20 protein-coding genes are annotated in these 20,913 nt (G+C 57.9%); 17 read left to right on the top strand and 3 right to left on the bottom strand.

Annotation, left to right across the window (positions count from 1 at the left end; all coding sequences use genetic code 11):
- The first annotated feature begins 29 nt into the window (after positions 1–29).
- The 3 genes from lsrR (at position 30) to NQ230_RS03490 (ending at position 4,820) form a co-directional block, all read left to right on the top strand.
- Entirely contained in the window at positions 30–998 is a 969-nt protein-coding gene (gene lsrR, locus NQ230_RS03500; protein WP_257259985.1) for a transcriptional regulator LsrR, read from the top strand.
- 34 nt (positions 999–1,032) lie between these two features.
- Positions 1,033–2,613 (top strand): autoinducer-2 kinase, encoded by a 1,581-nt coding sequence (lsrK, locus tag NQ230_RS03495; RefSeq protein ID WP_257259984.1) that lies wholly within the window; start codon positions 1,033–1,035, stop codon positions 2,611–2,613.
- A 185-nt stretch (positions 2,614–2,798) separates the two neighbouring features.
- Positions 2,799–4,820, top strand: a complete 2,022-nt coding sequence (locus tag NQ230_RS03490) for an NADPH-dependent 2,4-dienoyl-CoA reductase (protein WP_257259982.1) — start codon at positions 2,799–2,801, stop codon at positions 4,818–4,820.
- An 82-nt stretch (positions 4,821–4,902) separates the two neighbouring features.
- Here the strand turns inward: NQ230_RS03490 and rlmG are convergent, their stop codons facing one another.
- Positions 4,903–6,039, bottom strand: coding sequence for a 23S rRNA (guanine(1835)-N(2))-methyltransferase RlmG (gene rlmG, locus NQ230_RS03485; RefSeq protein ID WP_010435862.1), 1,137 nt, complete (start codon positions 6,037–6,039; stop codon positions 4,903–4,905).
- A gap of 83 nt (positions 6,040–6,122) precedes the next feature.
- Here rlmG and NQ230_RS03480 point away from each other — a divergent pair, with 83 nt between their 5' ends.
- The 4 genes from NQ230_RS03480 (at position 6,123) to sstT (ending at position 10,393) form a co-directional block, all read left to right on the top strand.
- Positions 6,123–6,626: a YgjP-like metallopeptidase domain-containing protein gene (locus NQ230_RS03480; RefSeq protein ID WP_047347756.1), complete on the top strand. Its 504-nt coding sequence runs from the start codon at positions 6,123–6,125 to the stop codon at positions 6,624–6,626.
- Positions 6,627–6,696: 70 nt separating this feature from the next.
- Positions 6,697–7,695, top strand: coding sequence for a Gfo/Idh/MocA family protein (locus tag NQ230_RS03475; RefSeq protein WP_213328908.1), 999 nt, complete (start codon positions 6,697–6,699; stop codon positions 7,693–7,695).
- A gap of 250 nt (positions 7,696–7,945) precedes the next feature.
- Positions 7,946–8,914, top strand: coding sequence for a TerC family protein (locus NQ230_RS03470; protein ID WP_032650327.1), 969 nt, complete (start codon positions 7,946–7,948; stop codon positions 8,912–8,914).
- Positions 8,915–9,151: 237 nt separating this feature from the next.
- Positions 9,152–10,393: a serine/threonine transporter SstT gene (gene sstT / locus NQ230_RS03465; protein ID WP_257259979.1), complete on the top strand. Its 1,242-nt coding sequence runs from the start codon at positions 9,152–9,154 to the stop codon at positions 10,391–10,393.
- 126 nt (positions 10,394–10,519) lie between these two features.
- Here the strand turns inward: sstT and NQ230_RS03460 are convergent, their stop codons facing one another.
- Together NQ230_RS03460 and uxaC are read right to left on the bottom strand one after the other, a co-directional pair.
- A complete protein-coding gene (locus NQ230_RS03460; protein ID WP_257259978.1) occupies positions 10,520–12,007 on the bottom strand; it encodes a UxaA family hydrolase in 1,488 nt (495 codons plus the stop codon).
- Positions 12,008–12,024: 17 nt separating this feature from the next.
- Positions 12,025–13,437, bottom strand: a complete 1,413-nt coding sequence (uxaC, locus tag NQ230_RS03455) for a glucuronate isomerase (protein WP_213823077.1) — start codon at positions 13,435–13,437, stop codon at positions 12,025–12,027.
- Between the two features lie 477 nt (positions 13,438–13,914).
- On the opposite strand from uxaC, the gene NQ230_RS03450 reads away from it, so the two are divergent.
- The 10 genes from NQ230_RS03450 to NQ230_RS03405 all read left to right on the top strand — a co-directional run bounded on the left by NQ230_RS03450 (position 13,915) and on the right by NQ230_RS03405 (position 20,819).
- Positions 13,915–15,213, top strand: a complete 1,299-nt coding sequence (locus NQ230_RS03450) for an MFS transporter (RefSeq protein ID WP_023333537.1) — start codon at positions 13,915–13,917, stop codon at positions 15,211–15,213.
- Between the two features lie 190 nt (positions 15,214–15,403).
- Complete coding sequence (exuR, locus tag NQ230_RS03445) at positions 15,404–16,180, top strand: transcriptional regulator ExuR (protein WP_257259974.1); 777 nt, start codon at positions 15,404–15,406, stop codon at positions 16,178–16,180.
- 344 nt (positions 16,181–16,524) lie between these two features.
- Positions 16,525–17,187 carry a DedA family general envelope maintenance protein YqjA gene (gene yqjA / locus NQ230_RS03440; protein WP_023309289.1) on the top strand — a complete coding sequence of 221 codons (663 nt, stop codon included), beginning with the start codon at positions 16,525–16,527 and terminating at the stop codon, positions 17,185–17,187.
- Positions 17,188–17,189: 2 nt separating this feature from the next.
- Positions 17,190–17,573, top strand: a complete 384-nt coding sequence (gene mzrA, locus NQ230_RS03435) for an EnvZ/OmpR regulon moderator MzrA (protein ID WP_121424730.1) — start codon at positions 17,190–17,192, stop codon at positions 17,571–17,573.
- Positions 17,574–17,715: 142 nt separating this feature from the next.
- Positions 17,716–18,084: a DUF1090 domain-containing protein gene (locus NQ230_RS03430; RefSeq protein WP_159514972.1), complete on the top strand. Its 369-nt coding sequence runs from the start codon at positions 17,716–17,718 to the stop codon at positions 18,082–18,084.
- A 31-nt stretch (positions 18,085–18,115) separates the two neighbouring features.
- The gene (locus NQ230_RS03425; RefSeq protein ID WP_008503141.1) at positions 18,116–18,421 is read left to right on the top strand and encodes an ElaB/YgaM/YqjD family protein; all 306 of its coding nucleotides are present in this window, start codon (positions 18,116–18,118) and stop codon (positions 18,419–18,421) included.
- Position 18,422: 1 nt separating this feature from the next.
- Complete coding sequence (locus tag NQ230_RS03420; RefSeq protein ID WP_023333540.1) at positions 18,423–18,815, top strand: phage holin family protein; 393 nt, start codon at positions 18,423–18,425, stop codon at positions 18,813–18,815.
- Between the two features lie 2 nt (positions 18,816–18,817).
- Positions 18,818–19,114, top strand: coding sequence for a YqjK-like family protein (locus NQ230_RS03415; protein WP_032659774.1), 297 nt, complete (start codon positions 18,818–18,820; stop codon positions 19,112–19,114).
- Between the two features lie 254 nt (positions 19,115–19,368).
- A complete protein-coding gene (locus NQ230_RS03410) occupies positions 19,369–19,761 on the top strand; it encodes a DoxX family protein (protein ID WP_023309292.1) in 393 nt (130 codons plus the stop codon).
- 71 nt (positions 19,762–19,832) lie between these two features.
- Complete coding sequence (locus NQ230_RS03405) at positions 19,833–20,819, top strand: glutathione S-transferase family protein (RefSeq protein WP_159514973.1); 987 nt, start codon at positions 19,833–19,835, stop codon at positions 20,817–20,819.
- Positions 20,820–20,913: the final 94 nt, after the last annotated feature.

The raw sequence follows: 20,913 nt of genomic DNA, 5'->3' as shown, positions 1-20,913 counted from the left end.
ATGATCTAAATTTTTATAAGAGTTCAACTATGAGCGATAAACGCACTGCGGAAGAAGGACGGTTTGCCGGGCTGGCACTGGCGGAAGAGGAACTGGTGGCGCGCGTGGCCTGGTGCTACTACCACGACGGGCTGACCCAGAACGACATCGGCGAGCGGCTCGGGCTGCCGCGTTTGAAGATTTCTCGCCTGCTGGAGAAGGGCCGTCAGTCCGGGGTGATCCGCGTGCAGATCAACTCCCGCTACGAGGGCTGCCTGGCGCTGGAAACCGAGCTACAGCAGCGCTTTGGCCTGAAGCTGGTGCGCGTGATGCCCGCGTTAAATACGCCGCCGATGAACGTGCGGCTCGGCATTGGCGCGGCGCAGTCGCTGATGGGCGTGCTGGAGCCCGGCCAGCTGCTGGCGGTGGGGTTTGGTGAAACCACCATGAGCAGCCTGCAGCACCTGAGCGGCTTTATCAGCTCGCAGCAGGTCCGCCTGGTGACGCTCTCCGGCGGCGTCGGGCCGTATATGACCGGTATCGGCCAGTTGGACGCGGCCTGCAGCGTCAGCATGATCCCCGCCCCGCTTCGTGTGTCATCCGCCGAGGTGGCCGGGATCTTAAAACGTGAAACCAGCGTGCGGGACGTGATCCTCGCCGCCACCGCCGCCGACGTGGCGGTAGTCGGCATTGGTTCGGTGAACCAGCGCCGTGACGCGACGATACTGCGATCCGGCTATATCAGCGAAGGTGAACAGCTGATGTACGCCCGCAAAGGGGCGGTCGGCGACATTCTCGGCTATTTCCTCAATGCCGAGGGCGAGTGCGTTGAGGAGCTGGAGATCCACAAAGAACTGCTGGGCGTCACGCTCGATGAACTGGCGCAGCTGCCCACCATCGTTGGCGTGGCCGGAGGGGAAGAGAAAGCCGATGCGATTTATGCCGCACTGAAGGGTCGCCGTATCAATGGCCTGGTGACGGAGGAGACGACAGCCCGCGCGGTGCTGGCCCTGACGTAACGGGGTTGCCCTGCGCTAACAACGAGGCAAGCTCATGAGTTACCTTTTAGCGTTAGATGCAGGGACAGGCAGCGTTCGCGCCGTTATTTTCGATTTACAGGGCAACCAGATTGCCGTCGGTCAGGCCGAGTGGAAGCACCTGAGCGTGGAGAACGTGCCGGGGTCGATGGAGTTCGACCTCGAGACCAACTGGCAGCTGGCCTGCCGGTGCATTCATCAGGCGCTGGAGCGTGCGCGCCTGAGCGCGGCGGATATTCAGTCCGTTGCATGCTGCTCGATGCGCGAAGGCATTGTGCTCTATGACAGCAACGGCGAGGCCATCTGGGCCTGCGCCAACGTCGACGCCCGCGCCAGCCGCGAGGTGGCCGAACTCAAAGAGATCCACGACGACCGCTTTGAATCCGAAGTGTATGAGGTTTCCGGCCAGACGCTGGCGCTGAGCGCCATGCCGCGCCTGCTGTGGCTGGCGCACCATCGTCCGGATATTTACCGCAAGGCCGCGACCATCACCATGATCAGCGACTGGCTGGCGGCGAAGCTCTCCGGCGAGCTGGCGGTTGATCCGTCGAACGCAGGCACGACGGGCATGCTGGATCTCTTCTCCCGCGACTGGCGCCCGGCGCTGCTCGACATGGCCGGGCTGCGCGCCGATATCCTCTCTCCGGTGAAAGAGACCGGCACCGTGCTGGGCGCTGTCACCAGAGAGGCCGCGCTGCAGAGCGGCCTGCGCGAAGGTACCCCGGTAGTGATGGGCGGCGGCGACGTACAGCTGGGCTGTCTGGGGCTGGGCGTGGTCCGCGCCGGGCAAACGGCGGTGCTGGGCGGCACCTTCTGGCAGCAGGTGGTGAACCTGCCGCAGGTGCGCACCGACCCCGAGATGAACATCCGCGTGAACCCGCACGTTATTCCCGGCATGGCGCAGGCGGAGTCGATCAGCTTCTTCACTGGGCTGACCATGCGCTGGTTCCGCGACGCCTTCTGCGCGGAGGAAAAGCTGATTGCCGAGCGGATGGGGATGGACACCTACTCCCTGCTGGAAGAGATGGCGAGCCGCGTACCGGCAGGCTCCCACGGGGTAATGCCGATCTTCTCCGACGCGATGCATTTTAAGCAGTGGTACCACGCGGCGCCGTCGTTTATTAACCTCTCCATCGACCCGGAAAAGTGCAACAAAGCGACGCTGTTCCGCGCTCTGGAGGAGAATGCGGCGATCGTCTCGGCCTGCAACCTGGCGCAAATTTCGCGCTTCTCCGGCGTGACGTTTGAGAGCCTGGTGTTTGCGGGCGGCGGGGCTAAGGGCGCCCTGTGGAGCCAGATCTTAAGCGACGTCACCGGGCTGCCGGTGCGCGTGCCGGAAGTGAAAGAGGCGACGGCGCTCGGCTGCGCCATCGCGGCAGGTGCTGGCGCGGGGCTGTTTGCGGATATGGCCTCGACGGGCGAGCGCCTGGTGAAATGGAGCCGCGAGTTCACGCCGAACCCGCAGCACCGCGAGCTGTACGACGGCATGATGCAGAAATGGCAGGCGGTTTACGCGGACCAGCTTGGGCTGGTGGACAGCGGGCTGACGACATCGATGTGGCAGGCACCGGGGCTAGCGCGCGCGACGGCGCCGTAAAATACGCCGGATGGCGCTGCGCTTATCCGGCCTACGGTTTTGTAGCCCCGGTAAGCGCAGCGCCACCGGGGAAGTTCTTTGAGATCTATCACAATCATTCGATCCCGCTTTTACCTTTCCGCTGCCGCTGGCTAAATTAGTAACTCATCCGACCACATAACAATAATTTTACACTGGAAGAGACTATGAGCCGCTACCCGTCGTTATTCGCCCCTCTCGATCTGGGGTTCACCACACTCAAAAACCGCGTGTTGATGGGGTCGATGCACACCGGGCTGGAGGAGCATCCGGACGGGGCCGAGCGTCTGGCAGCCTTCTATGCCGAGCGCGCCCGCCACGGGGTGGCGCTGATTGTCACCGGCGGCGTGGCCCCTGCGCCTTCCGGCGTGGGCATGGAGGGCGGCGCGGTCCTGAACGATGCGTCACAGCTGCCGCACCACCGCATTGTGACCGACGCGGTACACCGCGAGGGCGGCAAAATCGCGCTGCAAATCCTGCACACCGGACGCTACAGCTATCAGCCGAACCTGGTCGCGCCGTCGGCTCTTCAGGCACCGATTAACCGTTTTAAACCTCACGCCCTGACCCACGATGAGATCCTGGCATTGATTGACGACTTCGCCCGCTGCGCGGCGCTGGCCCGCGAGGCGGGCTACGACGGCGTTGAGGTGATGGGCTCAGAAGGCTACCTGATTAACGAGTTCTTAGCCGCCCGCACCAACCAGCGCGACGACGAATGGGGCGGCGACTATGCCCGCCGGATGCGCTTTGCCGTGGAGGTAGTGCGCGCGGTGCGCGAACGTGCGGGCGCGGACTTTATTATCGTTTTCCGCCTGTCGATGCTCGACCTGGTGGAAGGCGGCGGGACGTTCGACGAAACCGTGCAGCTGGCGCAGGCGATTGAAGCCGCAGGTGCCACGATTATCAACACCGGGATTGGCTGGCACGAGGCGCGCATCCCTACCATCGCCACGCCGGTGCCGCGCGCGGCGTTCAGCTGGGTAACGCGGAAGCTGAAGGGCAAAGTGTCTGTTCCGCTGGTCACCACTAACCGCATTAACGATCCGCAGGTGGCGGACGATGTGATTTCGCGAGGCGACGCCGATATGGTGTCGATGGCGCGCCCGTTCCTCGCGGATGCCGAACTGCTGTCCAAAGCGCAAAGCGGCCGTGCGGACGAGATTAATACCTGCATCGGCTGTAACCAGGCCTGTCTGGATCAGATCTTCGTCGGCAAGGTCACCTCCTGTCTCGTCAACCCGCGCGCCTGCCATGAAACCAAAATGCCGGTCGTTCCGGCGGTCAATAAAAAACGCCTGGCCGTAGTGGGCGCAGGCCCGGCGGGGCTGGCGTTTGCGGTAAATGCCGCCTCGCGCGGGCACAGCGTAACGCTGTTTGATGCGCTGGCGGAGATTGGCGGGCAGTTTAATATCGCCAAGCAGATCCCCGGCAAAGAGGAGTTCTATGAAACGCTGCGCTACTACCGCCGGATGATCGAGCTGACGGGCGTCGATCTGCGGCTTAACCAGTTTGTCAGCGCGGCGGATCTGATCGATTTCGACGAGGTGATCCTGGCGAGCGGGATCGTCCCGCGCCTGCCGGCGATCGAGGGTATCGATCATCCGAAGGTATTGAGCTATCTGGATGTATTGCGAGACAAAACGCCGGTTGGCGAGAAGGTGGCGATTATCGGCTGCGGCGGTATCGGCTTTGATACCGCCATGTACTTAAGCCAGCCGGGCGAGGCCACCAGCCAGAACATTGCCGAGTTTTGCGTGGAATGGGGTATCGACACCAGCCTGAGCCAGTCCGGCGGATTGCGCCCGGAAGGGCCGCAGCTGCCGAAAAGCCCGCGCCAGATCGTGATGCTCCAGCGTAAGGCCAGCAAGCCGGGCGAAGGGCTGGGCAAAACCACGGGCTGGATCCACCGCGCCACCCTGCTCTCACGCGGGGTGAAGATGATCCCGGCGGTGAGCTACCAGAAGATCGACGACGAGGGTCTGCACGTCACGATCGGCGGCGAGCCGCAGCTGCTGCGCGTGGATCACGTCATTTTATGTGCCGGGCAGGAGCCGAAGCGCGATCTGGCGGATCCGCTGCGCGAAGCCGGTAAAACGGTGCATTTGATCGGCGGGTGCGATGTGGCGATGGAGCTGGACGCGCGGCGGGCGATTGCGCAGGGGACGAAGTTGGCTCTGGAGATCTAGAACATTGCCCGGTGGCGCTGCGCTTACCGGGCCTACAAAACCGTAGGCCTGTGCAAGCGAAGCGCCGCCAGGCAAAACAATCTTACCGACGACGCCCCAGCTTCACCGCTTTCAGCACCACGAACTTGTTATTGGTCGCAACGGTGACGCAGTTGCCGAAAATCTTCTTCAGCTTGTGGAAGTAGTCCAGGTGACGGTTCGCCACGATATACAGCTCGCCGTTGATTTTCAGGCAGCGGCGCGCGTGGTGGAACATCTCCCACGCGACGTTATCCGTCAGGGCGTGCTTCTGGTGGAACGGCGGGTTGCAGAACACCGCGTTGAAGCGGAACGGCTCTACGCCAGACAGCGCGTTGTTGATCATAAACTCGCAGCGGTCCAGCGCTTCCGGCATGTTGGTTTCCACGTTCAGACGGCTGGAGGCCACCGCCATCGGCGACTCGTCGCTGAACACCACGCTGGCGTCCGGGTTCTTCGCCAGCAGCGTCAGGCCAATCACGCCGTTACCACAGCCCAGATCGACAATCTCACCTTCCAGATTTTCCGGCAGATGTTCCATAAAGAAACGCGCCCCGATATCCAGACCGGTACGGGAGAAGACGTTCGCATGGTTGTGGATGGTCCAGTCGGTCCCTTCCAGCTTCCAGCTCAGCGTCTCCGGCGCGTCGGCCAGCTCCGGTGCGCTGAAGGTACAGTTGATCAGGCGCGCTTTTTTCCAGGCCAGCGTGGTGGTGGTCGGGCCGAGGACTTTCTCGAACAGCTCCAGCGTCGAGGTGTGAATATCGCGCGCTTTGGCACCCGCGATAATGCGCGTTTCCGGCGTCACGACCTTGCGCAGCGCGCGCAGCTGCTGCTCCAGCAGCGCCATGGTTTTTGGCACTTTGATCAGCACCACGCCCGGCGCCTGCGGGTAGTCCGCGGTACTGTCGAGGAACTTCACGCTGGACTCTTCGATATCGTTATGGCGCAGGTTTTCACGCGTCGCCAGCTCGCTCAGGTAGGAATCGCCGATGCTGTAAGGCGTGTGTTCCGCCAGGGCGCAGCCCAGCGCGCCAAATGCGTCATTCAGGATCAAAACCGGGCCGCGGATTTCAGTTTCATCCAACTGCTGCAGCAGATATTCATCCGCCGCTTCCCACGCCATGAGCGGGTTAACGTCGTCCGTTTCCGGGAAACGTTTAAGGTTGAGTGAACGGAAACCGTTGTCTAAGTGGCTCATCGGCCCTCCTGAATGGTAAAATTTGGCGTATCCCTGAAAAGGGTGCGTGAGTATACCCGTTTTCGCATTAATTTGGGCTTTTGATGAACCAACTTACTTATCTCCAGGGCTATCCGGAGCATTTACTGACTCAGGTTCGCAGCCTGATTGCCGAGCAGAAGCTCGGCGCGGTGCTGGAAAAACGTTACCCCGGCACGCACGATTTCGCGACCGATAAGGCCCTCTGGCAGTATACGCAGGATCTGAAAAGCCGGTATCTGAAGAGCGCCCCGCCGATCAACAAGGTGATGTACGACAACAAGATCCACGTGCTGAAAAACGCGCTCGGCCTGCACACCGCCATCTCCCGCGTGCAGGGCGGCAAGCTGAAGGCGAAGGCCGAAATCCGCGTCGCGACGGTTTTCCGTAACGCGCCGGAAGCCTTTCTGCGGATGATCGTCGTTCATGAGCTGGCGCACCTGAAAGAGAAAGAGCACGACAAAGCGTTCTATTCCCTGTGCTGCCACATGGAGCCGCAGTACCACCAGCTGGAGTTTGATACCCGGCTATGGCTTACGCATTTATCGTTAAATAGTAATGCGGAATAGCGCACGCGAATTGTCATGATGACGTGCTACAGTGGCTAAAGGTTCCCCGCTACGGAGTACGTAAACGTTTATGATACGTTTCGCAGTCATTGGTACGAACTGGATCACACGCCAGTTCGTCGACGCCGCCCACGAAACCGGCAAACTTAAACTTACCGCAGTCTATTCCCGCAGCCTTGAGCAGGCGCAGAGTTTTGCTAACGACTACCTCGTTGAGCATCTCTTCACTTCGCTTGATGAGATGGCGCAAAGCGACGCCATTGATGCGGTGTATATCGCCAGCCCGAACTCCCTGCACTTCCCGCAGACAAAGCTATTTCTCAGCCACAAAAAGCATGTGATTTGCGAGAAGCCGCTGGCGTCAAATATCCAGGAAGTGGAAGCGGCCATTGCGCTTGCCCGCGAAAACCAGGTGGTGCTGTTCGAAGCGTTCAAAACCGCCAGCCTGCCGAATTTCCTGCTGCTGCAGCAGTCCCTGCCGAAAATTGGCAAAGTGCGTAAAGCCTTTATCAACTACTGCCAGTACTCGTCGCGCTACCAGCGCTACCTGGACGGCGAAAACCCGAACACCTTTAACCCGGCCTTCTCGAACGGCTCGATTATGGATATCGGCTTCTACTGCCTTGCCTCCGCAGTGGCGCTGTGGGGCGAACCGCACGGCGTGACCGCCACCGCCAGCCTGCTGGAGAGCGGCGTGGATGCGCACGGCTTAGCGGTGCTGGACTACGGTGATTTCAGCGTCACGCTGCAGCACTCCAAGGTGAGCGATTCCGTGCTGCCTAGCGAAATTCAGGGCGAAGCGGGCTCGCTGGTTATCGAGAAGATCTCCGAGTGCCAGAAAGTGAGCTTTGTGCCGCGCGGCGGCAAAGCGCAGGAGCTGACGCAGCCTCAGCATATTAACACTATGCTCTATGAGGCAGAGGTCTTCGCCCGTCTGGTGGAAGACAACGAAGTGAATCACCCAGGCCTCGCGGTAAGCCGCACCACGGCGAAGCTGCAAACGGAGATCCGCCGCCAGACCGGCGTGGTGTTCCCGGCAGACGGCGTAGGCGCGGAAGCGATCGCGTAAAGCTGTGTAATGAAACGGCGCAGACCATTGACGAAACCGATGGTCTGACATATTTTGTTACCTGCAAAGGGGAGTAACTTCTTCGCCGGTGGATCGTCATTACGATGCGTTAAACGCGCATCCGGTCGCCGGGCAACCCTCGTGGTTGTAAGTGAGACCTTGCCGGAAGGCGAGGTCTATGCATAAAAAGCTAACGGCTATCGTCTTCTGACCATGGCCGTTTTTGTTTTTTATGTGTAAGGAAAATAGTATGCATTCTGTCGGCACTCCAATGTTGTGGGGCGGATTCGCGGTTGTCGTGCTCATCATGCTGGCGATCGACCTCTTTTTGCAGGGGCGTCGCGGCGCACACGGCATGAGCATCAAACAGGCTGCGGCCTGGTCTCTGGTGTGGGTCACCCTCTCCCTGCTCTTCTGTGCCGCCTTCTGGTGGTATCTGGCCTCGACCGAAGGCCGCGCGGTGGCCGATCCTCAGGCGCTCGCCTTCCTCACCGGTTATCTGATTGAAAAAGCCCTGGCGGTCGATAACGTCTTCGTCTGGCTGATGCTGTTCAGCTACTTTGCCGTGCCTGCGGCCCTGCAGCGCCGCGTGCTGGTCTACGGCGTGCTGGGTGCCATTGTTCTGCGTACCATCATGATCTTCGCCGGCAGCTGGCTGATCACCCAGTTCGAATGGCTGCTGTACGTCTTCGGCGCTTTCCTGCTGTTCACCGGGGTCAAAATGGCGCTGGCGAAAGAGGACGGCTCCGCGATTGGCGATCGCCCGCTGGTGAAGTGGATCCGTGGGCATCTGCGCATGACCGACAAGATTGAGAGCGAGCATTTCTTCGTGCGCAAGAACGGCCTGCTGTTTGCCACCCCGCTGCTGCTGGTGCTGATTCTGGTTGAGCTGAGCGACGTGATTTTCGCGGTGGACAGCATTCCGGCGATCTTCGCGGTGACCACCGACCCGTTCATCGTCCTGACCTCAAACCTGTTCGCCATCCTCGGCCTGCGTGCGATGTACTTCCTGCTGGCGGGCGCGGCGGAGCGCTTCTCAATGCTGAAGTACGGTCTGTCGGTGATCCTGGTGTTTATCGGTATCAAGATGCTGATCGTCGATTTCTACCATATCCCGATCGCCATTTCGCTCGGCGTGGTGTTTGGCATTCTGATCGTGACGCTGATTATCAATACCTGGGTTAACCGCCAGCACGATAAGAAGCAGCAGGTGGAGTAAAACGTTCGGTGCGGCCTGATGCCCTCACCCCGGCCCTCTCCCACAGGGAGAGGGTGAACACACTTTTGTAACGAAGCAGTTAAAAAATATGATGCAACACGTAAAATCCAGCATTTTACGCTTCCCTCCTTTCGCGCATTCCCTATACTCGACCAGGCAAACATTTACTTACATCCGGACATAAATGTGACTTAGAGCACATTCGGAATGGAACGCAATTTCACTCAGGAATAATGTATGAGCACACAATCGACAGGGCTTTTTGCGCGCCTGGCGCAGGGCAGCCTGGTTAAACAAATTCTGGTAGGACTGGTACTAGGTATTCTGCTGGCCATGGTCTCAAAACCTGCAGCGGAAGCCACGGGGCTGCTCGGGACGCTGTTCGTCGGCGCACTTAAAGCGGTCGCGCCGGTTCTGGTTCTGATGCTGGTTATGGCGTCTATCGCCAACCACCAGCACGGACAAAAAACCAACATTCGCCCTATTCTGTTCCTGTATCTTCTGGGAACCTTCTCTGCGGCCTTAACCGCTGTGGTGTTCAGCTTCCTGTTCCCGTCCACACTACATCTGACCAGCGCAGCCGGCGATATCACGCCGCCATCCGGCATTGTAGAAGTGCTTCGCGGCCTGCTGATGAGCATGGTCTCTAACCCCATCACCGCGCTGATGAGCGGAAACTACATTGGCATCCTGGTCTGGGCGATTGGTCTGGGCTTCGCACTGCGTCACGGTAACGACACCACGAAAAACCTGGTGAACGATATGTCCAACGCCGTGACCTTTATGGTGAAGCTGGTGATTCGCTTTGCACCAATCGGGATTTTCGGTCTGGTCTCCTCCACGCTTGCGACCACCGGTTTCGCCGCGCTGTGGGGCTACGCGCAGCTGCTGGTTGTGCTGGTCGGCTGTATGCTGCTGGTGGCGCTGGTGATCAACCCTCTGCTGGTGTTCTGGCAGATCCGCCGCAACCCGTATCCGCTGGTGCTGACCTGCCTGCGCGAGAGCGGCGTTTACGCCTTCTTCACCCGCAGCTCTGCGGCGAACATTCCGGTTAACATGGCGCTGGCGGAGAAGCTGAACCTGGACCGCGATACCTACTCCGTGTCGATCCCGCTGGGCGCAACCGTGAACATGGCGGGTGCGGCGATCACCATTACCGTGCTGACGCTGGCGGCGGTGCATACGCTGGGCATTCCTGTCGATCTGCCAACCGCGCTGCTGCTGAGCGTTGTGGCGTCGCTGTGTGCCTGTGGCGCATCCGGCGTGGCGGGCGGTTCGCTGCTGCTGATCCCCCTGGCATGTAATATGTTCGGTATCCCGAACGAGATTGCGATGCAGGTTGTGGCCGTCGGCTTTATCATCGGCGTCCTGCAGGACTCCTGCGAAACCGCGCTGAACTCCTCTACCGACGTGCTGTTTACCGCAGCGGCCTGTCAGGCGGAAGACGCGCGTTTAGCGAAGAACGCACTGCGCGGTTAAAACAAAAGCCCGGTGGCGGCTACGCCTTACCGGGCCTACAGGGTAAACGCAAAACGGCAACCCTGGGGTTGCCGTTTTTAGTGTTTGTACCCTCTCCCCGTGGGCGAGGGCATCAGGCCGCACCGATTAAAGCGTCACACCGCTCTTAAAAATCGCCAGCTCGCGGAAATCATTCTTCTCGTTGCAGGTCTGCTTACCGTTAGCAAATTCCACGATAGCGTCCACGAACTCCGTCAGCAGCTGCGGCATGGCTTTGCCGTGGATCAGCTGACCCGCATCAAAATCGATCCAGTGCTTTTTCTTCGCCGCCAGCTCGCTGTTGGTGGCGATTTTCACCGTCGGCACAAAACCGCCGTACGGCGTACCGCGCCCGGTGCTGAACAGCACCATATGGCAGCCAGCACCCGCCAGCGCGCTGGTGGCGACCGCATCGTTGCCCGGTGCGCTCAGCAGGTTCAGACCGTGCGTTTTCAGGCGCTCGCCGTAGCGCAGCACGTCAACCACCTGGCTCGCGCCCGCTTTCTGAGTGCAGCCGAGGGATTTCTCTTCCAGCGTGGTGATCCCGCCCGCCTTGTTGCCCGGCGACGGGTTCTCATAAATCGGCTGATTGTGGGCAATGAAGTACTGTTTGAAGTCGTTCACCATAGTGACGGTCTTCTCAAAGGTCTCTTCGTCACGGCAGTGGCTCATCAGAATACGTTCCGCGCCAAACATTTCCGGCACTTCGGTAAGCACCGTGGTGCCGCCGTTGGCGATTACGTAGTCTGAGAAACGGCCCAGCATTGGGTTGGCGGTGATCCCGGACAGGCCATCAGACCCGCCGCACTCCAGCCCAAACTTCAGCTCGCTCAGCTTGCCCGGCTCGCGCCTGTCGTGGCGCATCACGTCATACAGCTGATGAAGCTGCTCAATGCCCGCTTCCACTTCGTCGTCCTGATGCTGACACACCATAAAATGCACGCGCTCAGGGTCGAACTCGCCCAGCGTGTCGCGGAAGGCGTCCACCTGGTTGTTTTCGCAGCCCAGGCCAATCACCAGCACCGCGCCCGCGTTCGGGTGACGCACCATGTTTTGCAGCATGGTGCGGGTATTGATGTGGTCGTCGCCGAGCTGCGAGCAGCCGTAGGTGTGGCTGAACAAATGTACGCCGTCAGTGCCTTCAGCATCGTTGGTCTCTTTCAGAAAACGCGTCTGGATCTGACGCGCAATCCCGTTCACGCAGCCGACGGTCGGGAGGATCCAAAGCTCGTTGCGGATCCCCACCTCGCCGCTGGCGCGACGGTAGATCTGCACCTCACGATCTGCCGCCTGCCCGGCTTCCGCCTGGAAATCAGGTTGATAGCTGTACTCGTCCAGATCGCTCAGATTGGTGCGGGTATTGTGGGAGTGAATATATTCACCCGGCGCAATATCCGCCAGCGCATGACCGATGGGCAAACCGTACTTCACCACGTTCTCCCCTTTCGCAATGGGGATCAGGGCAAACTTGTGTCCACGCCCAATAGCCTGGCGCAACGTGACCGACTGACCGTCGAACGTGACGCTCGTTCCTTCGGTCAAATCAGCCAGCGCGACGGCAACGTTATCCAGCGAATGGATTTTGATGTATTGCATATCAACCTCAAACGGCCTTAGTTCAGTTCAATGGCGAAGTAGTCACGCGCATTGTTAAAGCAGATGTTTTTCACCATTTCGCCCAGCAGCTCGATATCCGCTGGCGCTTCGCCCGCGTGCACCCAGCGGCCAATCATCTGGCACAGAATGCGGCGGAAGTATTCATGGCGCGTATAGGACAAGAAGCTGCGGCTATCGGTCAGCATGCCGACAAAGCGGCTCAGCAGGCCCAGCTGCGCCAGCTGCGTCATCTGACGCTCCATGCCGTCCTTCTGATCGTTGAACCACCAGCCGGAACCGAACTGCATCTTGCCCGGCATCCCTTCGCCCTGGAAATTGCCGACCATGGTACCCAGCACTTCGTTATCGCGCGGGTTCAGGCAGTACAGGATGGTTTTTGGCAGAAGGTTTTGTTCGTTCTGTTTGCTCAGCAGTTTGGACAGCTCTTCCGCCAGCGGACGGTCGTTGATGGAGTCAAAGCCCACGTCAGCACCGATCAGTTTGAACTGGCGCTGGTTGTTATTGCGCAGCGCGCCGATATGGTACTGCTGTACCCAGCCGCGACGCGCGTATTCCGCGCCGAGGAATACCAGCACCGCCGTTTTAAACTGCGCCACTTCGTGCTCGCTCAGGCCTTCGCCGGAGAGACGACGCGCCAGGATGCTGTCCAGCTCGGCTTCATTTGATTCCGCAAACAGCACCACGTCCAGCGCGTGGTCAGACACTTTACAGCCGTGCGCCGCGAAGTGATCCAGACGTTTGGTCAGCGCGGTTTGCAGGTCAGCGAAACGACGGATGTCGGTATCCGACACTTCCGCCAGCTTCGCCATGTAATCGGTGAAGGTGGCCTGCTCAATGTTGAAGGCTTTGTCCGGGCGCCAGCTTGGCAGCACTTTGATATCAAAAGAGGTGTCTTTGGCGACAACGGCATGATGTTCCAGGGAGTCAATCGGATCGTCGGTGGTGCCCACCATCTTCACGTTCATCTGCTTCATGATGCCGCGCGCGGAGAAGTTATCCTGCGCCAGCAGCGCGTTGCAGCGATCCCAGATTTCATCCGCGGTCGTTGGGGAGAGCAGTTTGCCGGTGATGCCAAACGGACGGCGGAGCTCAAGATGCGTCCAGTGGTAGAGCGGGTTGCCGATGGTGTGCGGAACGGTCGCCGCCCAGGCGTCAAACTTCTCGCGGTCGGTCGCATCGCCGGTACACAGGCGCTCGGCGACGCCGTTGGTGCGCATGGCGCGCCATTTGTAGTGGTCACCCTTCAGCCAGATGTCATACAGGTTTTTGAAACGGTAATTTTCGGCAACCTGCTGCGGCGGTAAATGGCAGTGGTAGTCGAAAATCGGCTGGTCTTTTGCGTAGTCGTGGTACAGGCGGCGAGCAAATTCGGTATCTAACAGAAAATCTTCGGTCATAAACGGCGTCATTATCGTCTTCCTCATTACGGGAGCGTCAGAAAGCGTATGTTCATATGCTGCAAAGTTATCACACCAATTTCCACCCACCGAAGCTTTTTTCGTGAGTGAGATCAATAAACGTCAACAAATAAATTACCCTCAACGGAGTAAACCCTTCTGCAGCCCCCGCCGTTACTGGCTTTGCACGCAACGGATAATGTCCCCACAAAGAATCATACATTTGTGATGTCACTCACCTTTTAAAGTTGTATGACAAGTTATCTTTTTCGCCGTCGCAAACTATAAGCCGACGGAATGCATTACCGGTGTGAGAGACATCGGGTTTAGCGGTACGGATACCGACTTATGCACGCTTACTTATGGCAAGGTTCGGGCCGTTCCGGGACATGCTCCCGGCTACGCCCCTCCCGTTACACAACTGCTCCCGGAAACGGTCGAGAGGTTGCCGTGCTCTGGCGCGGAAATAACATAACGATGAGGTTTTAGATGCGTAAAATTAAAGGGTTACGTTGGTATATGATCGCACTGGTGACGTTAGGTACCGTGCTGGGCTACCTGACGCGTAACACCGTGGCAGCAGCAGCGCCAACGTTGATGGAAGAGCTGCATATCTCCACGCAGCAATACTCCTACATCATTGCCGCCTATTCCGCGGCTTATACCATCATGCAGCCTGTTGCTGGCTATGTGCTGGACATTCTCGGTACCAAAATCGGTTATGCCTTCTTCGCCATCGCCTGGGCGGTGTTCTGCGGTGCAACCGCGCTGGCAGGCAGCTGGGGTGGACTGGCGCTGGCTCGTGGTGCGGTCGGTGCGGCTGAAGCTGCGATGATCCCGGCGGGCCTGAAGGCCAGCTCCGAGTGGTTCCCGGCAAAAGAGCGTTCCATTGCGGTCGGCTACTTCAACGTAGGCTCGTCCATCGGGGCAATGATTGCACCGCCGCTGGTGGTGTGGGCTATCGTGATGCACAGCTGGCAGATGGCGTTCATCATCTCTGGCGTGCTGAGCTTTGCCTGGGCGATGGCGTGGCTGATTTTCTATAAACACCCGCGCGATCAGAAAAAGCTCTCCGAAGAAGAACGCGAATACATTATTGGCGGTCAGGAAGCGCAGCATCAGACCAACAACGGCAAAAAAATGACCGTCTGGCAGATCCTGGGCACCCGTCAGTTCTGGGGTATCGCACTGCCGCGTTTCCTGGCTGAACCGGCCTGGGGTACCTTTAACGCGTGGATCCCCCTGTTCATGTTTAAAGTCTACGGCTTTAACCTGAAAGAGATCGCGATGTTCGCCTGGATGCCAATGCTGTTCGCTGACCTGGGCTGTATCGTGGGCGGCTACCTGCCACCGCTGTTCCAGCGCTGGTTTGGGGTGAACCTGATTGTTTCCCGTAAAATGGTAGTGACCATGGGCGCACTGCTGATGATTGGCCCGGGCATGATCGGCCTGTTCACCAGCCCGTACGTCGCCATTGCCCTGCTGTGCATCGGTGGCTTTGCGCACCAGTCCCTGTCCGGCGCGCTGATTACGCTCTCGTCTGACGTCTTTGGTCGTAACGAAGTGGCAACCGCCAACGGCCTGACCGGCATGGCCGCCTGGACCGCGAGCACCATGTTTGCACTGGTGGTCGGCGCGCTGGCGGATACCATCGGCTTCAGCCCGCTGTTCGCGGTGCTGGCGATCTTCGACCTGATGGGTGCGGTGGTTATCTGGACGGTGCTGAAAAGCAAATCGGCAGAGGAGCTGGCGAAAGAGTCCCTCGGGAAACCGGCGACGCAGAGTTAGCATTACTGTGCCGGGTGGCGGCTTCGCCTGACCCGGCCTACACCATCCAACGAAACCGTAGGCCGGGTAAGCGCAGCGCCACCCGGCATTTAAAGGCCGCTCAGTAGCGGCTTTTTTAGTGGCAAAATCTGGAGAGTGGCACGCAAAAGTGGTATAACAAATCATCTGCCGTACCCTGCCTGGAGCGCATATGGAAATCACCGAACCACGTCGTTTATATCAACAACTTGCTGCCGAGCTGAAAGATCGCATCGAGCAAGGGGTCTATCTTGTCGGTGATAAACTTCCCGCCGAGCGTTTTATCGCGGATGAAAAAAGCGTGAGCCGTACCGTGGTGCGTGAAGCGATTATCATGCTGGAAGTGGAAGGCTACGTTGAAGTACGCAAAGGCTCCGGCATTCACGTGATTTCTAATCTGCCGAAACACTCTCCCGTCGCGGACGAAAGTCTGGAATTTGCCAGCTATGGCCCGTTTGAGCTGCTCCAGGCTCGCCAGCTGATCGAAAGCAATATTGCTGAGTTTGCAGCCACGCAGGTGACCAAGCAGGACATCATGAAGCTGATGGAGATCCAGGAGAATGCCCGTAAGGAAAAATGTTTCCGCGATTCAGAGTGGGATCTTCAGTTCCACGTTCAGGTCGCCCTGGCAACCCAAAATACGGCCCTGGCGGCAATCGTAGAAAAAATGTGGGCTCAGCGCGTTCACAACCCGTACTGGAAAAAACTGCACGACCATATCGATTCCCGTACCGTCGACAACTGGTGCGACGATCACGACCAAATCCTTAAGGCGCTGATTCGTAAAGATCCGCATGCCGCCAAGCTGGCGATGTGGCAGCACCTGGAAAACACCAAGCAGATGCTGTTCAACGAAACCAGCGATGACTTCGAATTCAACGCTGACCGCTATCTTTTTGCCGATAATCCCGTTGTTCATCTCGATACGGCATCTAGTGCCGCAAAATAGATGACCTTTCTGCTGGCAGGCGCTACGTTGCGCCTTCCGGCTTACATGGGTAAGCAAAACATATATAGTGTCAGCCTTTGTAAATCCCCTCGCTCACTTCCTGGGCTTACGCCAAAATCAACTCACCCCTGCAAATTCTGTGACGCAGAACGTTGGGCTTTGTTACAATTGGATTCAATTCCTTATTTTGTAAGTTAGTGCTTGCTAACCAGCCAATTAACAGGGAACAGTGTTGGCCACACCGCAATGTGTCCGCGAGCGACCATAATGAAATCACAACAATGTCGCCGTGCTGTTTGTCCCGGATAACAGGCGTGACGTTAACCGATTTCCAGGAACACTGAATGGAACTTTTGACCCAACTACTGCATGCCCTCTGGGCGCAGGATTTTGAAACGCTGGCCAACCCTTCCATGATTGGCATGCTCTATTTCGTCTTGTTTATGATCCTGTTCCTTGAGAACGGTTTGCTGCCTGCTGCCTTCCTGCCCGGTGATAGTTTGCTGGTGCTTGTCGGCGTGCTGTGTGCCAAAGGAGCGATGGCGTTTCCACACACCATTTTATTACTGACCGTTGCGGCCAGCCTCGGCTGCTGGGTGAGCTATATCCAGGGAAGATGGCTGGGCAATACCCGGATCGTCCAGAACTGGCTCTCTCATCTGCCCGCGCATTATCACCAGCGGGCGCACCACCTGTTCCATAAGCACGGGCTTTCCGCGCTGCTGATTGGCCGCTTTATCGCCTTTGTTCGCACCCTGCTGCCCACCATTGCCGGCCTGTCGGGGTTGAGCAGCGCGCGCTTCCAGTTCTTTAACTGGATGAGCGGTCTGCTCTGGGTGCTTATTCTGACGACGCTGGGCTATGCACTGGGTAAAACGCCGGTCTTTATGAAATATGAAGACCAGCTGATGTCCTGCCTGATGCTGCTGCCCGTGGTTCTGCTGGTCTTCGGCCTGATTGGCTCACTGGTTGTCCTGTGGAAAAAGAAATACGGAGCCAGAGGCTGACGATGGTTATCTCACCGCTCGCTCTGCGCCGTTTTGCTTTTGCCATGATTACACTGGTGGTGCTCAGCGCCCTGCTGCTGGCATGGAGCGCGCTTTCGCATCAGGAATCGACGCTGGCCATCCGCCCGGTAAACCAGGGTGCCAGCGTGCCTGACGGTTTTTCCGTCTGGCATCATCTGGATGCGAACGGGATCCGCTTTAAGAGCATCACCCCGCAGGACGATGTTTTACTGATCAAGTTTGATTCCCGTGCGCAAAGTGCCGCCGCGAAAGTGGTGCTCGACCGTACGCTGCCGCACGGGTATATCATTGCTCAGCAGGAAGATGAGAGCCAGCCTGCGGCCTGGCTCTCATTGATTCGCGATACGTCGCATCGGTTTGGATAACTTCCAGGATTCCGAATCTTTTCACTCACTTTGGTGAATCCCCCGTTTACTTACTATGCTTAAGTACGCGGAGCACCCCTCGATGTACTCCGCATAACTTTGGATAGCGGCTTATGCCGCCACACAATGGAAGGTTTCGATAATGAAATTCCGCATGACTCTGGCTCTGGCCCTTTTTTCTTTAAGCACAGCATCCTTCGCAAACTCTCTCTGTCAGGAGAAAGAACAGGATATTCAGCGTGAGATCGGTTATGCCCAAAAGCATAACAATCAGCACCGTGTTGATGGTCTTAAAAAAGCGCTGAGCGAAGTGAAAGCGAACTGTTCAGACAGCAAGCTTCGTGCCGACCACCAGAAGAAAATCGCTGAACAGAAGGACGAGATAGCCGAGCGCCGTCGCGACCTGCAGGAAGCGAAAGAGAAAGGGGATGCGGAAAAAATTGCTAAGCGCGAGAAGAAGTTGAAAGAAGCGCAGGATGATCTGAAAGCGCTGGAAGCTCGCGATTATTGAGTTAACGGAAATCTCAACAGGAGAGAGAATCATGTCAAAAGATACGACGTCTGAACATCTGCGCGCTGAACTGAAATCCCTGGCCGATACCCTTGAAGAGGTGCTGAACTCCTCTGCTGACAAGTCAAAAGAAGAGGTCAGCAAACTGCGCAGCAAGGCGGAGCAGGCGCTGAAAGAGAGCCGCTATCGCCTGGGTGAAACCGGTGATGCACTGGCGAAACAGACCCGCGAAGCGGCTGCGCGCGCGGACGAATATGTGCGTGATAATCCATGGACGGGTGTAGGGATTGGTGCCGCAGTGGGTGTGGTACTGGGTGTCCTTCTGACGCGTCGTTGATATGGAAGATCCTCGTCACGCACAAGGGCCTGCTAACAACGTCCTCGGCATCGGCCAGCGTATTTTAACGACGCTGGTCGGGATTGCCGAAACGCGCGTCCGGCTGGCAGTGGTCGAGCTGGAGGAGGAGAAAGCGAACCTCTTCCAGATGCTGCTGATGCTCGGGCTGACCATGCTCTTCGCCGCGTTTGGTCTGATGAGCCTGATGGTGCTAATCATCTGGGCCATCGATCCGCAGTATCGTCTTAACGCGATGATTGCCACCACCGTCGTTCTGCTGGTCGCAGCGTTGATAGGCGGTATCTGGACGCTGCGTAAAGCGCGCAAGTCTACTTTCCTGCGCCATACGCGTCAGGAGCTCGCGAACGATCGCGCCCTGCTGGAGGATGACTAGCCGTGAGCGGTAAAGCCGAACGTCAAAAGCGAAAAGCGTACCTGTTAAGCCAGATCCAGCAGCAACGGCTGGATCTGTCTGCCAGTCGTCGCGACTGGATTGACGCGACGCGACGGTTTGACCGGGGCTGGAATACCGTCCTGAGCCTGCGTTCCTGGGCACTGGTCGGCAGCAGCGTGATGGCTATCTGGTCCGTTCGCCATCCGAACATGCTGATCCGCTGGGCGCGTCGTGGATTTGGTGCCTGGAGCGCCTGGCGTCTGGTGAAAGCGACGATCCGTCAGCAGCAATTACGGTGATAAAAGCAAAACGGTAACCCTGGTTACCGTTTTTTGTTTTTGCGCCCTCTCCCTGTGGGAGAGGGTTGGGGTGAGGGCACCAGCGCGCACGCCCCCCTTACTCAATATCTTTGAATTAGATTGACAGTTTTCCTTGCTAACAATTGCCACCCGCCCCGTTTATGATGCTCTCCATCGACAGCAATACCGCGGTATCTACCCGGAATTGCAGACAAATAAAGTTCAGCCGCTCATGTGGTTTCCTGGAGAGTAAAATGAAAAAATTAGAAGATGTTGGTGTACTGGTCGCGCGTATTCTGATGCCAATTCTGTTCATCGTGGCAGGTTGGGGAAAAATCACCGGTTATGCGGGTACCCAGCAGTATATGGAAGCCATGGGCGTTCCGGGGTTCCTGTTGCCACTGACCATTCTTCTTGAGTTCGGCGGCGGCCTGGCAGTCCTGTTCGGCTTCCTGACCCGTACCACCGCGCTGTTTACCGCAGGCTTCACCGTGCTGACGGCGTTCATCTTCCACAGCAACTTTGCGGAAGGCGTGAACTCTCTGATGTTCATGAAAAACCTGACCATCGCGGGTGGCTTCCTGCTGCTGGCCGTCACTGGCCCGGGTGCATACAGCATCGACCGCGTTCTGAATAAGAAATGGTAAGCACGCTATACTGAATGAACACAAAGCGAGGAGACATCTCCTCGCTTTTGCTATCTGACGGAGGAGAAAAAATGGGACAACTCGTAGACGGCGTATGGCAGGATGTCTGGTATGACACCAAATCCACCGGAGGTCGCTTCAAGCGCTCAGTTTCGGCCTTCCGTAACTGGCTGACCGCCGACGGCGCGCCAGGCCCGAGCGGCGAAGGCGGCTTCGCGGCTGAGAAAGACCGTTATCATCTTTATGTTTCGCTTGCCTGCCCGTGGGCACACCGCACGCTAATTGTGCGCAAGCTTAAAGGTCTCGAATCCTTAATTCCGGTTTCAGTCGTGAACCCGCTGATGCTGGAAAACGGCTGGACGTTTGACAGTGATTTTCCTGCGGCGACCGGCGACGATCTTTACCACCACGATTTCCTTTACCAGCTCTATCTGCGCGCCGATCCCCATTACACCGGGCGCGTTACCGTGCCGGTGCTGTGGGACAAGAAAAACCAGACGATTGTCAGCAATGAGTCTGCGGAAATCATCCGCATGTTCAATACCGCGTTTGACGCGCACGGCGCCCGTGCCGGAGATTACTATCCGGTTGAGCTGCGTGAGAAAATTGACGAGCTGAACAGCTGGATTTACGACAACGTCAACAACGGTGTCTACAAGGCCGGTTTCGCCACCAGCCAGGAAGCGTATGACGAGGCGGTCGGAAAGGTGTTTGAATCGCTGGAGCGTCTGGAACAGCTCCTGGGCAAGCATCGCTACCTGACGGGCGATCGCCTGACGGAAGCGGACATTCGCCTGTGGACCACGCTGGTTCGCTTTGATCCGGTCTATGTCACCCACTTTAAGTGCGACAAGCACCGAATCAGCGATTACCTGAACCTGTATGGTTTCCTGCGCGACATCTACCAGATGCCGGGTATCGCCGACACGGTCGATTTCGACCATATTCGCACCCACTATTTCCGCAGCCACAAAACCATCAACCCGACGGGCATTATCTCCATTGGGCCGTGGCAGGATCTGGATGAACCTCACGGGCGCGACGTCCGTTTTGGATAAATATTAAGGGCATCAATGGATGCCCTTTTTTAATTCACAATCTCCATCTATCCTTACTTTGATTGCTTAGAAAACAAGTGATTGACCGACTATT

This window comes from Enterobacter asburiae (genome assembly GCF_024599655.1).
Taxonomy (GTDB): domain Bacteria; phylum Pseudomonadota; class Gammaproteobacteria; order Enterobacterales; family Enterobacteriaceae; genus Enterobacter; species Enterobacter asburiae_D.
The sequence above is the reverse complement of the archived record's forward strand: the minus strand, read 5'-3'. Positions and strand labels throughout refer to the sequence as shown.